Source organism: Chryseobacterium proteolyticum (assembly GCF_046591535.1).
GTDB lineage: Bacteria > Bacteroidota > Bacteroidia > Flavobacteriales > Weeksellaceae > Chryseobacterium > Chryseobacterium proteolyticum.
In genome coordinates, this window is record NZ_JBJLWK010000001.1 from 20,880 (window position 1) to 36,956 (window position 16,077).

Consider the following 16,077-nt stretch of genomic DNA (forward strand, 5'->3'; position numbering starts at 1 on the left):
AAATGCTGTATGATGGTCTTAATGAGTATAAGCGATTTTAAAGCAATTAATTTTTAGCTAGCAATACTTTCATATCAGTGGCTCTTAATAAACGATGAGTCAGAAAAAACTAATGAAATAATGAATGAAACCGCAATCTGGAACTTAAAAAAAAGTCAAATGCACTTATCTTTTATTACCTATGGTACTGCTCGGCTTTATTGTTATCTACTTATATGCCTATGATGCCTGGTCGGCCGATAACTATGTGAGAATACAAAAAGAAACTTTTCTTTATTTTAATTTGCAGTTATCAAAATTTCCTCTACTGATGTATAATCTCACTCAGCTTGGAGACGCGTTGATTATCCTGTCTTTATGTACCGCTCTGATCGTTTATGCCCCAAAAATCTGGGAATCTTTAATTTTTGCATCACTGGTATCAGCCCTTTTATGCTGCCCTTTCAAATGGCTTTTCAAAATACCGCGACCGGCCGCAATTTTGGAAAAAGACAGTTTTATTATCATAGGTAAAACTTATGTTGGAAATAACAGTCTACCTTCCGGTCATGCTATTACGGTTTTTACCGTGCTGACGGTATTGTTGTGGGCATTGTTACCCAAAAATACGACTAGGAGAATAATTTGGATTACGCTGATGGTCGGGATAGGTACTTTATTGTCACTATCAAGAGTTGGTGTCGGTGCCCATCACTTGCTCGATGTGATGATAGGAAGCATTATAGGATACCTTTCAGGAATTTCAGGTATCCTGATTAGTCGAAATCTGAAAATAGGGATTTGGATTGACAATAAGAAATTTTATTCTTTATTGATAATTTTATTCATAGTTTGGAGCATTGTTGTGATAATGAAGATACAACATGATAATTTGCTTGTTTTTTACTTTTCATTGTTAAGTTTACTAACAACTATTTATATCATCACTAGAAATTATGTTAAAAAATAAACTTGAGTTTTCGGTCTATATTTTAGGCATCAGTATATTGAATCTGTTGCTTTTTCATCTTCCGTTTTTCAGATTTGTTTTCAATAATATTGACTGTAGAACATTCAGTGGAAGCTTTATGGTATTCAGTCTTTTGTTGATGACAGTAGTTGCTAATTTTTTCGCTTTTTATATGTTGCTGTTCCGCTTGGGAATTTTCGGCAGAATAATGATGTGCATTCTTTTTTCGTTTAATGCAACGGCACTTTATTTTATCAATACATATGGCGTCATCATTGATGAAAGTATGATCGGCAATGTTTTAAATACAAACTATGCTGAATCGAGCAGTTTTTTTTTCCTTCAAATTATTGGCATATCTTATTTTTTTAGCATTTATTCCCAGTTATTTTATCCTTACCGCAAAGGTGATTAAAGAATCCGTAAAGAAGCTTCTAACAGTTGTATTAGGCAGCCTGCTGTGTATTATTGTATTTGTATTTGCCAACAGCAGCAACTGGCTTTGGATCGATAAAAATTCCAAGACACTGGGCGGGTTGGTAATGCCTTGGTCATACACTGTAAATACAGCACTTTTTTATATCCACAAGAATCAAACGAATATAAAAGAAATTCCGTTACCGAAAGCAACAATGGGTAACAATGATAAAGCAGTGGTTATATTGGTGATTGGCGAATCGGCACGACAGGAAAATTTTTCTCTTTATGGATACGGAAAAAATACCAATCCGCTATTATCCAAAATTGATAACGTTCACACTTTCCGGGCAAATTCCTGTGCTACCTATACTACAGCAGGTGTAAAGTGTATACTCCAACATCAGGATACCAACGACTTCTACGAAATACTTCCCAACTATCTGTACAGGAATAATGTAGATGTAGTATGGAGGACTACCAACTGGGGAGAGCCGCCGGTGCATATCAGGGATTATCAGACGCGGGACAAGTTAATGCGGGAATGTAACGGCGAAGATTGCGATTATGATGAAATACTGGTTTCCAGACTCAAAGAAAGAATATTAGCGAGCCGTAAAAATAAAGTACTGATTGTCCTGCATACCAGTACCAGCCATGGGCCTACCTACAATAAAAAATACCCGAAAAAGTTTGAAGTTTTCAGTCCAGTCTGCAACAGTGTGGAATTGAGTAAGTGTTCCCACGAGGAACTGATCAATGCTTATGACAATACGATTGTATATACAGATTATATACTATCGCAGGTAATCGCTGAACTGAAAGAACTTAAGGGATACCGCAGTTCTATGATCTATGTCTCTGACCATGGGGAGTCTTTAGGAGAGAAAAACTTATATATGCATGGTCTGCCGGTTAGCCTTGCACCTGTACAGCAATACGAGATTCCGTTTATTGTATGGTCTTCGGGAGGACCGATCATAAAAAACGAAGAGTTGGTGTCTCAGAATTATGTTTTTCATAGTGTCTTAAGGTTTTTGGGCGTAAAAAGCCCGGTATATAATGAGAAAATGAGTATTTTTAAGTAGATAACACGGAACTAAACAATGAAGGGTGAATATGGTCGGATCAATCATACCTATCCTGCAATATTCAGTACAAATTCATTTTAAATAAAAAGTATCATGGAATTTTTTAGCACAGATAGACTTATTATCCGCAGTTTCAGGGAAAGCGATGCCGCAGATTTATTTGCATACTTTTCGATGCCCAGAGTAAATTGTTTTGTCGATGAACAGCTGGCCACGCTTGAAGATGCCGTTAAGGAGGTGCGGAAAAAAAGCAAAGATCATTCACAGTTTGCCGTTTGCCTTAAAGATGAAGATGTACTCATAGGGAATCTCTTTGCCATGCAAGAAGAAGATACTTTTAATGTCGGCTGGAATTTCAATGGCAGTTATGAAGGTAAAGGCTATGCCCGGGAAGCAGCTGCCGGATTGTTTGATTATTTGTTTGTGAAGAAAGAAGGAAGGAGAATATACTGTTATGTTGAAGATTATAACATCCGCTCACAAAAGTTGTGCGAGAGTTTAGGCATGCGCGGAGAGGGTCTTTTTCTGGAATTCATCTCTTTCGTGAAAAAGAATGACGGAACACCTAGGTACGAAAATACACTGCAGTTTGCCATCCTGAAATGGGAATGGGAAAAACTTAATGGCGGACGATAAAGCGGTTTAACTGTAGTACCGCTACTATTCCAGCCGGTCGATCACATTCTTTTTATAAAAATTTCCGATAGGTAAAACCGTTCCGTCTTTAAGGAACAGCTGCCCGCCGGAAATCTTTGAGATTTCACGTAACGCCACAAGATGGGATTTGTGGATGCGTACAAAAAGCTGATCATTCAGTTTATTTTCCACTTCCTGCGTTGTGATCTGGCTGACAAGCATCTTTTCCTTAGTGAAAAACTTCACATAGTTGCCGTAGCTTTGCGTATATCGTATTTCATCAAATGGGACCTTTAGAATATCTCCATCAACCTTCAGTATAATATGATCGCGTTTTTCAGTAGCGGTTTCTAACGTTTTTTTTTGAAGCGCCTTTGCGATTGATCACTTTATCAATGGCGGAGAGGAACCGCTTAAAATCAAAGGGTTTTACAAGGTAATCTACTACGTCATATTTGTAGCCTTCCAACGCAAATTCTTTATATGCTGTCGTAAGAATCACAAATGGTCTTATAGACATCGTTTCAAGCAACTCCATCCCGCTGAGACCTGGCATATTAATATCAAGGAACATGATGTCAACATCATTTTTATACAAATAATCTATTGCATCCATCGCTGTATAAAAGGATCCTCTTAAATGGATGTAATTAGATTGTCCTATAAAATGTTCCAGGACACGGTGTGCCCCTTCTTCGTCATCTACAATAATACAATTTAATTTAGTCATATGATATTTTTTTCAAGTGGAATGTCCAGAATGGCTGTATAGCTGAAGTCCGAACGGTTTTCATGAAGACTGAAACGATCTCCGTAGAGATAAGATAATCTTTGTTTTAGATTATTTAGTCCAACCCTGGTTGAAGGTTTTTGCAGGTTTTTGTCAGCCAGAGAATTTACAGTTTGCAGTTGCAGCAGGTTGTCTGTAATGGTAATGTCAATACAGACAAACCAATTGGAGTTGTTTTGACTATGCTTAAAACTGTTTTCAACCAGTGTAATGAGCAGCAGAGGGGAAATGCAATACAGGCTAATGTCTTCAATGGAAGCAGAGAGGTTAAATTGTATATCAGATCTTTTACCGATCCTTTCCCGTTCCATATCCGTATAATTCCGTATAAACTCAATCTCATCCATAAGCGAGACTTTGGCTACATTTCCGTTTTCTATCTGATAGCGCATCATTTCTGACAATTTCACAATGAGACCTGGTGTACGCTCCGGTTCGGTAAGGCTTACTCCGTACAGGTTATTGAGCATATTGAAAAAGAAATGCGGGTTCAGCTGAGTGTGCAAAAATTTAAGATTCATTTCATTGAGCAGAAGTTGATCACGGTTTCTGCGCTGCAGTTCAACAGCGTAGCTTTGCATTAGTGAAAGGGCCATAATCGTAACGGTGCTGATGATGCAGATGACAAAGTGATACAGAAAGCTTAAAAGCAGTTCGTCAGCATCAAAAAACTCAGGTCGGATCCAGAAAAGATTTGCTATAAAGAGCAAAGCAGCGCCTGTGAAGATGACCAAAAAAGAAGAAAAAAAGTATGTTATAAATTTTTTCTGTAGATAGAAATTAAATATAAAAAAACGGTGTATTTGTGCCTGAATATAAAGGATCAGGAAAAAAACGAAGCCTTTAAGAAAGTTTTCCAACGAATTGATAAAGATCCATTCGTGAAGCATAGTCAATACAAACATTGCCCAGAAAATGATAATCTCTTGGTACCACATTTTACCAGTGATCCCGGTTTTCGTTTTTATATCTGAATTATAAATCATTACTGAAAAGTTTTATGTAACGGTACACCAGATCATTTTGATATCATGGTTGGTGTTTCCGGATACTACAAAAGTCTATAATCAAAAGTAGAGCAGAAAATATAAATGACCAACAGTTTTTGACATTTATTTATGCAGGTTCATCACTAATATTTTAAGTCGCAATCTTTTTGTTATTGCTTTGTTTCTAGAAAAGAAATGGACATCATGAAGAATTTGAAGAAATTTTGGAAGAACAGCGTGCTTTTTCTGGTTCTCTTCCTTTCAGGAAATGCAGAAGCGCAAGTTCTCACACAGAAAGAATCAACCGTAAATATAAAAGGAACGGTTGTGGGAAATACAGAAAATACATCATTGCCAGGAAGTACGGTGACAGTAAAAGGCATTGAAGGTAACATTATCGGTAAAGTTATCACCGCAAATGACGGATCTTTTTCGGTACAGGTAAAACCTTTTTCGACCATCAATATCAGCATCGTTTATCTGGGGTTCAAAGATTACCATGCTTACAAGCTTAAGATTGAGAATAGGGATCTGGATCTGGGCAGGATTTCGATTGAGGAAAAAAGTACATCGATTGAGGGGGTGACTATTACCGCCAGCAGAAAGAAACCTCTTATTGAAAATGGCAAAGACCGGATCATTTATAATGCCTCTTCTGATATCAGTAATAAATCGGGAAATGCAGCAGACGTACTACGAAAAGCGCCCATGCTTACTGTTGGAGCTGGAGGAGATCTCAAGCTTCGGGGTAATTCCAATATCAAGGTGCTGATCAACGGTGTTCCCTCTAGGATTATGGCTAAAAACCTGAAAGAAGCCCTGAAGATGATTCCGGCAAGTTCCATTGTATCGGTAGAGGTGATGACGAATCCTTCCGCAAAATATGAGGCTGAAGGTGCAGCCGGTGTGGTGAACATTATCACCCGTAAGAAACTCAAAGGGACTAGTGGGGTGCTTGACCTTACCGGAGGAAATCTGGAACATACAGGTAATATCGCCCTGAATGCCAGTTCGGGAAAGTTTGACTTTACCACCATGGGAAATTACAGCGAAGAACGCGAAAAAACGGCTTCCTTGCTGGAAAGGATCAATCTGCAAAACGGTAAGCAGACTGGAAACCTTTGGCAGCAATCCGACCTGTTGCAAACCAGCAAGGGTGGATCTGCCAATCTTTCGGCAAGGTATAAAATTGATTCATTGCAAACCCTTGAGGCCAGTTTTTCCTATTGGAAAGGATCATGGCCCCAAAGTGGGAGACTGCTGAACCGGTATAACGGTAACGGCGGGGCTCAGGAATACCGGCAGAATATTTTACAGACCGGAAAATTCAATTACACGGAATGGATGCTGAACTATCAGAAAAAATTCAAACGTGAAGGACAAGAATTACAGATTATCGGCCAGGCCTCGACTTCATCCGACCTTTCAGATTATACCACGGAGCAGTATAAGACCGACGGTACTTTCGTCTTCCGTGAGCAGGGTCCTAACAGGGGTAAGGAAAAGGAATGGAGTTTTCAGGCAGACTATACCCATCCGCTAAGTGAATCCGGCAAAACGTTGTTGGAAACAGGTGTAAAATATCTGCAGAATCATTCCAGAAGTGCCTATGAGGTGATCAACAACTATCAGCCGGTCGATCCTTCACGCTCCGGAAATATGGCTTACCGCCAAAGTATTTTTTCAGCTTATGCCACGCTGAATTTTGATCTCGGAGACGACTGGACGCTCCGCCCGGGGATTCGCTTTGAAGGAACGGATATTAATGCGACATTTCAGAATGCTGCTCCTCTGTCAAGGAAATTTTCCAACTGGGTTCCCAATGTGTTGCTCAGCAAAAAAATGGGCGAGCGGAATGAATTTAAACTGGATTATAATGAAAGAATCCGTAGACCATGGATTATGGATATGAACCCGTACTCTAACGCGGTAGATCCGCTGAATGTTACCCAGGGAAATCCATACCTGAAACCTGAATTGACCAGAAAGCTTGAATTATCGCATACCTATACAGCGTCTAAAGGATCACTGTTGACCAGCAGTATATATTACAGCAGCAATAAAAATGCGGTAGAGCAGATTACAAAGGTTAATGATAAAGGCATCGCATTTACAACACCGGACAACATCGGTGAAAGTACACGTGTGGGTCTTAATGTGAATACGGTTTTTAATCCTTTCAAAAAATGGACTGTTAATGCAGGGGCTGAAGTATTCCATCTTAAATTTCGCAGCACATCGTTAGGTATTAGTAATAATGGAACTTTTTTCAGTACCAGTGTCAGCAATACCGTAAGCTTACCGAACAAGTTCAGTTTCAGTGCTTCGGCGGATTATGGAAACGGGTTTATTACCTTACAGGGAAAAAACTCGGCCAATTATTCTTACCGTTTTGCAGTAAAGAAGGAGTTTCTGGACAACAAAGCCAGCCTTACTCTTACTGTGGTTAACCCATTCCAGAATAATTTCCGGGAAAACGTATATGCTTATGCGCCGACTTTCCAAAGTACGCAGATTAACCGCTATTTAAACAGGGCTGCCACCCTTACGTTCAGCTGGCAGTTCGGAGGGTTGAAGGCTGCACGGGAAAGCAGTTTCTCGGATAATGGAGAAGATAAGCACTTTAGAAAAAAGAAAAGGTGAGTCTTCTCATTGTTAAGAAATAATTAATATCAAAAGATATGAAAACCTATTTTATTTCAGCACTGCTATTGATCATGCTTTGTTCAGGCATGGTTTCCGGACAAAACAATGTTCAGTATTATGACGTTATCCATCGTGATCAGCTGGTAGGCAGTACCGTGGTTAAAAAGGTAGGCAATGATCAGAACTTTACTATCACGCTCAGCTTTTCGGCAGATATTGATTTTCTGATCAAAAGAGTGGTTATTACCGGGAGAGAATATGCACGCTTCGAGAACCGTGTTTTAAAATCAGGATCCGTTTACCGGAAGGTCAATGATAAAGTAAAAACCGATAATACTATAAAACACCTAGGAAGTTATTACAAAGTGCAAGACGGTGAAAAGTCTCATACTTTGGCAATAGAAGAAATACGCGATAATATGTTGAGCCTGTTTTTTAGCGAACCTGATAGAATAAATACAGTATATGCCGATAACCAGCAGAAGCTGGTGAGTATAGCAGAAGCTGCTCCGAAAAAATATGTGGTTCCTGGAAAGAACGACAGCAGCAGCACCTACATCTTCCAAAACGGGCAATGCAGCAGTGTTATTTTAAAAAGCAAGCTGGTGACTTTAATCTTAAAAAGGAGATAAACATTGGAATTAATAATCCTCTAATAACAAAATGATCTTACCAGATATGAATCCATTATTAACTGAAGAAACCAATCAGAAAAATCAGGTGGTAAGCACAGGGATTTCTGTAAAACGTATTCTGCAATTTTTTAAACCTTATCGCTGGCAGCTTTTGAGTTCCATCGTTCTGATTTTTGTCGGGGCCGGGGCCGGTATGGCTATGCCTTTTCTGTTGCGTGCCGTAATCGACGATGCGTTGCCTCATGCACAAACTAATCTGCTTATTCTTCTGGTGGTGGCTATGGTCGGAATTGCTCTTGTATCCGCAATCATCAATATGTTTCAGACCATTCTTTCGGCCAGGATAGGACAGTATGTGTTACATGATTTCCGCGTTAAGTTATACGGCCATCTCCAGATGCTCTCTTTAGGCTTTTTTACGGATACAAGGGGCGGCGAAATTCAATCCCGCATTACTCAGGATATCGGGTCATTACAGGAACTGGTCTCCAACTCCGCGCATGAGCTGGCAAAGAACTTCAGTGTAGTGATGATGACCGTTTCTGCAATGTTTTTTATGGACTGGAAGCTTGCTTTATTTTCTTTAACGGTTGTTCCGATTGCCTTATTGATCAGTGATTTTGTGGGACGTTTAAGGGAGCGGGTTGCAGAAAAACAGCGTCAGCGCCTGGCTGATATGTCATCAGAAATCAGTGAAACCTTATCGGTACCTGGGATGATGCTTTCCCGCACGATGGGGAAGATGCCTTATCTGTTTCATCGGTTTTCAAAAACCTCAAAGGACGTGGCAGATCTTGAGATCCGGTCGCTCACCAGAAGCGAATGGCAATGGCAGGTCATCTATCTGCTGTTAATGGTCCTGCCTGCATTGACGCTGCTGATCGGAGGGCTTCGCATGCATTGGCATGAGCCTAACCGGGTATCAATTGGTACGCTTGTTGCCTTCATCGCATTACAAGAACAACTGACTTGGCCTTTGCAAGAGCTATTGCGGACAGGTATTGAAATACGGAAAACACGTATTTTATTTGTCCGTATTTTCGAGTACCTCGATAAACCGGCTGGAGTAAAGGAAAAAGCTGACGCCGTTATTCTTGATAAAGGAAAGGTCAATGGAGCGTTGAAGATCGAAAATGTAAGCTTCTCCTATGAAGACGGGCAGGAGGCAGTGTCTCATTTCTCTTTAGATATTCCGGCGGGAAGCCGGGTGGCCATTGTTGGTGCTACAGGTTCGGGAAAAACCACCATCGGTTATCTCCTGGCTAGGCTTTATGATGCCGACAAAGGGGCCATCTACATCGATGAGACGGACATACGTGATCTGAGTTTTCAATCACTCACTGATGTGGTGGGCGTTGTATCTCAGGATCCTTATTTGCTGAATGGAACAATCAGGGAAAATTTACTTTTTGCACGGCCGGATGCTACGGAAGAGGAAATGATCAGGGTTTCTAGAATGGCAAAGCTGCATGATTTTATCGCCATGCTGCCTTCAGGATACGAAACATCCATTGGAGAAAATGGCTACCGTTTTTCGGGCGGCGAGAAACAAAGACTTTCGCTAGCAAGGACACTATTAAGGATGCCTGCTATTATCATTATGGATGAGGCTACAAGTGCATTGGATACCATTACTGAACGTAATCTGTCAGGAGGTTTAAATGCGTCTTTGCGTAATGTTACTACCATAACCATTGCTCATCGACTATCCACTGTACGTCATGCAGACCAAATCGTAGTAATGAATCGTGGCAGGATTGTAGAGAGAGGGACCCATCAGGAGCTGCTTAAAAAAAAATAATTACTATGCACAGCTACTGGAATCAGATAGGACGTGAATACAATAATTGATATAAAAAACTATAAAAAATACAAAAATAGCATACATGTTTAAATAAGTGGTGTGGTTTTTTTGGTTGCAGTCCTGATATAGAAATATCAGGACTTATTTTTTAGACCAACGACTATATAAAAAAAATTGAATTGACAGCAGTCTAAAATTGACAGTGAACCAAAGAAATAAGGAGGACATTCAGCTAATTTTGGGTATTGATATACGAATGAATTTTATGAATTGAGTAAGGTCAGATAACTTAGCTATTTCATAATGTTTCCTTGTATTTTTGTATTAATATAGAAGTAGGGAAGTTATTTCTGTTAATTATATTTTGTAGAACCATTACATTCAAGTATATAAACACCTTACAGAAGATCAGAAATGTAAAAGTTCAGGGATGATAGTTGTCTTAATTATACCTTTAATTATAAACTAATATGAAGAGTTTTAGCTAGTATCTTAACCATTAGATACAAATGTTTACAGAAAGCTATTAATTTTTAAAAATAACCTCATGAAAGTATGTACATTTATTCTGATTCTACTGAATTTTCTGCCGATGCCAACAGTGCGAGCTCAACAAACATTGTGGGGTAGCCAGCAGGAAAAGGGAAGTATATACAGCATTCAGGATAGTGTGATGATCCGCACAAGTGATGGCGGGGAGATTTCAGCAATGGTCGTTCTGAAAAAAAATGTTAATATTCCTCGACCTGTTGTATTACAATTTACAATCTATGTTCGGGACCAGGGTCGGGATATGCAGTCGCTTAAGGAAGCAGCGGATAGAGGATATGTAGGAGTTATGGCTTATACAAGAGGAAAGCGTTTCAGTAAATCTGAGATTTATCCTTATGAAACCGACGGAAAAGATGCTTATGATGTTATTGACTGGGTCAGCAGACAGCCCTGGTGTAATGGTAAAATAGGAATGTATGGAGGGAGCTACAATGGCTTCACACAATGGGCGGCTGCCAAAAATCTTCATCCAGCACTGAAAACAATTGTCCCCTATGTTGCCAATCGTCCCGGAATGGGGCTTCCCATGGAAAATAATATTTTTATCAATTCCAATTACGAATGGTCTTTTTATGTAGGCAACAATAAATATCTGGATAATAAAACAGGGGATGATAGAAAGAGATTCAGAAATATGATGTTCAAATGGTGGGAAACCGGAGCAGCCTATCATAGAATGGATAGTATTGATGGTACACCGAATCGCCTTTTTCAGCGTTGGATTAGCCATCCCGCATTCGACAAGTATTGGCAGAATATGGCTCCATATAAGGAAGATTTTGCCAGGATTCATATTCCTGTGCTTGCATTTGATGGATATTATAATGATTCCCAAAATTCAGGAATTTATTACCTGCGCGAGCTCAATAAATACAGTCCTCAGACGCCAGCTTATCTGGTGATCGGTCCTTATAGTCATTTTGGAACACAAATGGGGGGGACAAGAGGTCATCAACGGATATACAATTAGTAAAAATGCTTTATTTCCAATTAAGGAATACACTTATCAATGGCTGGATTATATTCTGAAAGGTGCAGAAAAACCTGCTTTTCTGAAAGATAAAATTAATTATCAGATTATAGGAACAGATGAATGGCGAAGTGCTGCTTCACTGGAGGCTATGCATAACAGTTATTTGAAATTTTATCTAAGTTCTTCTAAAGTTAGTGATAAGGAATATTTGCTAACCCAAAACAAACCGGAGTATAATAAATATTTGGTTCAGAAAGTAGATTTTGCAGACCGTACAACTAGCAATAATGACTATTATCCGGATCCTATTATTCGGGATAGTGTAGCTGGTAACGGTTATGTTTTTATAAGTGAACCTCTGGATGCTATGCTTGTGAATGGATCATTTCTTGGAAATATAAAACTGAGCATTAACAAAAAAGACATTGATCTGGGTGTAACCCTTTACGAACTCACACCTGATGGTAAATATTTTCATCTTTCCTACTACATAGGCCGTGCAAGCTATGCTAAAGACAATACTAAAAGACAATTGTTAACCCCGGGTAAAAAAGAAACCATCACGTTTGAAAATACACATCTGATCAGCAAGCAACTGCGGAAAGCAAGCCGATTGGTTGTTGTGCTGAATGTTAATAAAAATCCTTTCTCCGAACTGAATTACGGAAGCGAAAAAGCTGTAGCCACTGAAACCATTGCTGATGCAAAAGAACCGTTGATTATAAATTGGTTTAGTGATAGCTTTGTTGAGGTCCCTGTTTTAAAATAATGAATATTTTTAATCCTATAGCACTAATGTCAATTAAATTCTATTGGCAATTAGATTTTGAAAAATACCCTGATTATATGGAAAAAGGCAATTAAACTATATATCTATGCTAAAATTTATTTTTATATTTTTTTTTAACGAATTGGTTTGCTGCGCAACAGCCATCTAAAGAAGATTCTCTAATCGGCTCTTTAACACCTGAGAAAAGCTGGTGGGACTTAATGTCCTATGATATTACTATTAAACCCGATTATAAAAGAAAAACTATTACAGGAAATAATAAAATAAGTTATAAAGTAATTTCTGAAAAGCCTGCTGAATTCATGCAGATTGACCTTGTAAAACCATTAGTAATTGACAGTGTTATTCAAAACGGCACAAAGCTCAGTTTGCAAAATAAAGGTAATATCTGGTATGTGACAGGAGTTAGGAAACGTAAAAATAAGAAATATACAATTAGTGTTTATTATTCAGGTACACCGACAGAGTCTGTTTCCCCGCCATGGGACGGTGGATTTGTATGGGGTAAAGATTCTTTAAATCGTCCTTGGATTTCAGTAGCCTGTCAGTATAAAGGAGCCAGTTTGTGGTATCCATGTAAAAATATGCTGTATGATGAACCGGATAACGGTGCTTCTATTTCTGTAATTACGTGTCCATCTTTAAATGCTATAAGTAATGGACGTTTGACAAAACAACAACGGATATCGAGCGGAGCCATGCAATATACCTGGAAAGTCGTTAATCCTATCAACCATTATGGTATTTCTTTCTATATAGGGAACTATACCAATATCAAAAAGTATTATATAGGAAAGAATGGAAAGCTAAGCATGGATTATTGGGTTCTCGATTATAATAAGAAAAAGGCTGAAAATCATTTAATTCCTGAATCTTTTCAGGCAATGAAGTCACTGGAACACTGGTTTGGTCCCTATCCGTTCTATCAAGATGGATTCAAAATTGTAGAAGCGCCCTATATAGGAATGGAACATCAGAGTGCAATTGCATATGGTAATAACTATACAAAAGGAACATACAAAGGAAATGATGTTTCAAAAACGGGATGGGGTAAAAAAACTGACAGAATCGTTATCCATGAGATGTCACATGAATGGTTCGGAAATAGTATTACAGCCGGTGATATTGCGGATCGATGGATTCAGGAAGGATTCGCAGGCCTGGCTGAAGAACTTGTACTTTCGGATCTGTTTGGAAAAAAAGCCGGGGAAGAGTTTCTTTCTGGCAGATACAGAACCATTGAAAATGATAAACCCGTTATTGGAAGATATGGCATCAATGAAGACGGAAGTTCAGACGGATATGTAAAGGGTTGGTCTCTTATCCACATGATTAAGGTTATAATAGATGATGACGAGAAATTTTTGAAAATACTGCGTGGGCTTAACGAGCAATTTTATCATAAGGTCGTCACAACAAAAGAAATTGAGAATTATATCAATGTTCAGTCAGGAATAAATTTTAATGCTATATTCGACCAGTATCTGAGAGTCTCTCAAATTCCAGTAGTTGAATATTTTATAACAAACCATAAACTGCACTATCGATTTACGAATTGTATCAATAATTTTACAATGCCGATTAAGATTATTGGTGTCGAAGGCTGGGTTACACCAAGCACCTCTTGGCAATCATATAATCTGAAAAATACTTTTATTAATCAAGTTAATATTGATCCTAACTTCTATATAAAAACGTTAAGAACAAAAGAATAATTTTATTGGGGTCGTTTTTTCAAAGGAAAATTTCCCACAATACCACTGTTAGAATTTAGTTCAAGTATTAAGTAACTTTTTTCAGGTGTGATATGAGGAATATTTGTTTAACTTCTTGTAATTCGATTTTCATATCAACAATACAATAATAAAACGCCTTTATCCAACTGGATAAAGCGTTTTATTATTAATATGGTTAATTATCTTCCATACTGAATAAAAATGAATTGCGATGTCTTGATTTTTACATCCGAGTTCAAAGTGATGACTGGTGAATTCGGGTCCATTATTTACCTGTAGATAGAGAACTACAATCCATCTCAAAGGATTAGCTCCGTAATCTTTTCATTTTTTACTCCTTTAGTTATTGCAAAAAGGCAATAATCTAAATGGCTGGTTTTTACTAACAGTTTTAAGCTATAGCTTTATTTAATTATTCATAACCTTTTTTTTATTATTTTTGAATGTTATAATACTCTTTTATAAACGATAGCGATACAAGTGTAAAATCCTAGGGTATTGATTTGCTTTTGATAAATTTATGAGGTTTGATAGAGCTGATCTGATATTTTAATAAAATTTATTGAATAAATATGAGACTTTTTCTAGCATCTCTTTTCGCATTACTCTTTCAGCAACTATCAGCACAGCATTTATCAGATACAAAGCAAATATTTCAAAAAATAGATTCACAAATGATATCTGATCCTGTTAAAGCCAGAGAGCTAATCTGTTTTTTAAAAAAAAAATAATCAAAGTAAAGAGGTATTAAATCAATGTAATAGACTTCTAGTACAGGCGTATTATTATGAGAACAATTATACTGATGCACTTCAGGAAATAATTCAAACTAATGATCAACAAAATGCAGAAGGAATTATTATGTATAAGAATGTGCTCTATTCAGCTGGTATCAAACAAGTTAATTTCAATACTGACAATAATCAGAATCTTTTATGTAAGATTAATGAGGAAATTTTAAGTGCTAACGAATTAATCTTACACGGATCAAAAGAGAAAGTATTAAAAAAAAATTTTAGCCATTACCTCTAAACTTACGAATGAGAATACACATAATTTCAGAGACAGTTTTAGGTTTATCTTAATTAATCTAAGTGAAAATGATTGGATAAATAAAGTTCCTGAATTTCGTATTCCGATTTTAAAAATATTTTCTTACTATCCGTCTGATGTGGAATTTGAAATATTAAAAAAGAAATTATTTCTCACAAATGTTTCTGATAATTGGTTAGCAATAAAAAAAATAGAGATAGATAATTCAACTAATTTTCAATTACGGACTACCTATTATAGTTTTTTACAGGATTACTATTTCAAGAAAAAAAAATGTTTCTAATTATATTTTAAACTCAGATCAACTAAATGAACAGATCCAGAAAAAGGTTAAAGGAATAATAAAGGCAAGATCACAATGGATCCATCTGACTGAAGCCACCGAAAATGATGAGTATATTTCTGCAAAGAAAGAAGGAATAATTATAGTAGTTGGGGTAATTCTTTTATCGTGCATTGTATTTATTTTATTTGTTCTCCAAATACGGCATGAAAAACTAAATGGGAAAAGCTATCAGTTAATTGCAAATAAGTTAAAAACAAATTCGCTGAAGAAAAAAAAAGCCTCAAGTCATTTCAGAAAACGTAAAACTTGCTCTTTTAGAGAGGCTGGAAAAATTGGAATCGACGAATTTCTTTTTGGATTCAAATATTTCTATCCAGGCATTGGCTAAAAAACTGGACTCCAATTCAAAATATATTTCAGATGTCATTAATACCTATAAAAATAAAAATTTCACAGCCTATATTAACGAGATGAGAATCAACTATATCAAGGAAAAGCTTAATGAAGAAAAGGTTTATAGAAGCTATAAGATTAAATATCTGGCAGAGGAGAGTGGATTTTCATCTCACAGTGTTTTTTCTTCTGTATTCAAAAGTATCGAAGGCGTTTCTCCAGCGCAGTATATCCAACTTCTAAAATAATTGTGCCATTGAACTTTAGATCTGTATATATTCTTATTTTATTTGTATGTTTTGGTAATTTTAATTGTCAGAAACACGATTCTCTAAAT

At 37.3% G+C, this 16,077-nt stretch carries 12 protein-coding genes and 1 pseudogene; 10 read left to right on the top strand and 3 right to left on the bottom strand.

Features of this window, described 5'->3' with window-relative positions; all coding sequences use genetic code 11:
- Window positions 1-181: 181 nt before the first annotated feature.
- The 3 genes and pseudogenes from ACJ5H0_RS00095 (at window position 182) to ACJ5H0_RS00105 (ending at window position 3,093) form a co-directional block, all read left to right on the top strand.
- Entirely contained in the window at window positions 182-949 is a 768-nt protein-coding gene (locus ACJ5H0_RS00095; protein ID WP_411246639.1) for a phosphatase PAP2 family protein, read from the top strand.
- Window positions 936-2,454: pseudogene (gene eptA, locus ACJ5H0_RS00100) on the top strand (phosphoethanolamine--lipid A transferase EptA). The gene ACJ5H0_RS00095 and the pseudogene eptA overlap by 14 nt, the downstream one beginning before the upstream one ends.
- Before the next feature lie 96 nt (window positions 2,455-2,550).
- A complete protein-coding gene (locus ACJ5H0_RS00105) occupies window positions 2,551-3,093 on the top strand; it encodes a GNAT family N-acetyltransferase (protein WP_411246640.1) in 543 nt (180 codons plus the stop codon).
- A 24-nt stretch (window positions 3,094-3,117) separates the two neighbouring features.
- Here ACJ5H0_RS00105 and ACJ5H0_RS00110 read toward each other — a convergent pair whose 3' ends face one another.
- The 3 genes from ACJ5H0_RS00110 to ACJ5H0_RS00120 form a co-directional block, all read right to left on the bottom strand.
- The gene (locus ACJ5H0_RS00110; RefSeq protein WP_411246641.1) at window positions 3,118-3,339 is read right to left on the bottom strand and encodes a LytTR family transcriptional regulator DNA-binding domain-containing protein; all 222 of its coding nucleotides are present in this window, start codon (window positions 3,337-3,339) and stop codon (window positions 3,118-3,120) included.
- A 91-nt stretch (window positions 3,340-3,430) separates the two neighbouring features.
- Window positions 3,431-3,823 carry a LytR/AlgR family response regulator transcription factor gene (locus tag ACJ5H0_RS00115; protein ID WP_411246642.1) on the bottom strand — a complete coding sequence of 131 codons (393 nt, stop codon included), beginning with the start codon at window positions 3,821-3,823 and terminating at the stop codon, window positions 3,431-3,433.
- On the bottom strand, window positions 3,820-4,869 hold the full coding sequence (locus ACJ5H0_RS00120; RefSeq protein ID WP_411246643.1) for a sensor histidine kinase: 1,050 nt from the start codon (window positions 4,867-4,869) through the stop codon (window positions 3,820-3,822). The genes ACJ5H0_RS00115 and ACJ5H0_RS00120 overlap by 4 nt, the downstream gene beginning before the upstream one ends.
- A 207-nt stretch (window positions 4,870-5,076) precedes the next feature.
- Between ACJ5H0_RS00120 and ACJ5H0_RS00125 the strand changes: the two genes are divergently transcribed.
- The 7 genes from ACJ5H0_RS00125 to ACJ5H0_RS00155 all read left to right on the top strand — a co-directional run bounded on the left by ACJ5H0_RS00125 (window position 5,077) and on the right by ACJ5H0_RS00155 (window position 15,988).
- A complete protein-coding gene (locus ACJ5H0_RS00125) occupies window positions 5,077-7,515 on the top strand; it encodes a TonB-dependent receptor domain-containing protein (RefSeq protein ID WP_411246644.1) in 2,439 nt (812 codons plus the stop codon).
- A gap of 38 nt (window positions 7,516-7,553) precedes the next feature.
- On the top strand, window positions 7,554-8,150 hold the full coding sequence (locus ACJ5H0_RS00130) for a DUF6134 family protein (protein ID WP_411246645.1): 597 nt from the start codon (window positions 7,554-7,556) through the stop codon (window positions 8,148-8,150).
- Between the two features lie 46 nt (window positions 8,151-8,196).
- Window positions 8,197-9,954, top strand: a complete 1,758-nt coding sequence (locus tag ACJ5H0_RS00135; RefSeq protein ID WP_411246646.1) for an ABC transporter ATP-binding protein — start codon at window positions 8,197-8,199, stop codon at window positions 9,952-9,954.
- A 595-nt stretch (window positions 9,955-10,549) separates the two neighbouring features.
- Window positions 10,550-11,479: a CocE/NonD family hydrolase gene (locus tag ACJ5H0_RS00140; RefSeq protein ID WP_411246647.1), complete on the top strand. Its 930-nt coding sequence runs from the start codon at window positions 10,550-10,552 to the stop codon at window positions 11,477-11,479.
- Entirely contained in the window at window positions 11,430-12,251 is an 822-nt protein-coding gene (locus ACJ5H0_RS00145; RefSeq protein ID WP_411246648.1) for a CocE/NonD family hydrolase C-terminal non-catalytic domain-containing protein, read from the top strand. The genes ACJ5H0_RS00140 and ACJ5H0_RS00145 overlap by 50 nt, the downstream gene beginning before the upstream one ends.
- 221 nt (window positions 12,252-12,472) lie before the next feature.
- Window positions 12,473-13,987 (top strand): M1 family metallopeptidase, encoded by a 1,515-nt coding sequence (locus ACJ5H0_RS00150; protein ID WP_411246649.1) that lies wholly within the window; start codon window positions 12,473-12,475, stop codon window positions 13,985-13,987.
- A gap of 1,713 nt (window positions 13,988-15,700) precedes the next feature.
- Window positions 15,701-15,988: a helix-turn-helix domain-containing protein gene (locus tag ACJ5H0_RS00155; RefSeq protein WP_411246650.1), complete on the top strand. Its 288-nt coding sequence runs from the start codon at window positions 15,701-15,703 to the stop codon at window positions 15,986-15,988.
- The last annotated feature ends 89 nt before the right edge of the window (window positions 15,989-16,077 follow it).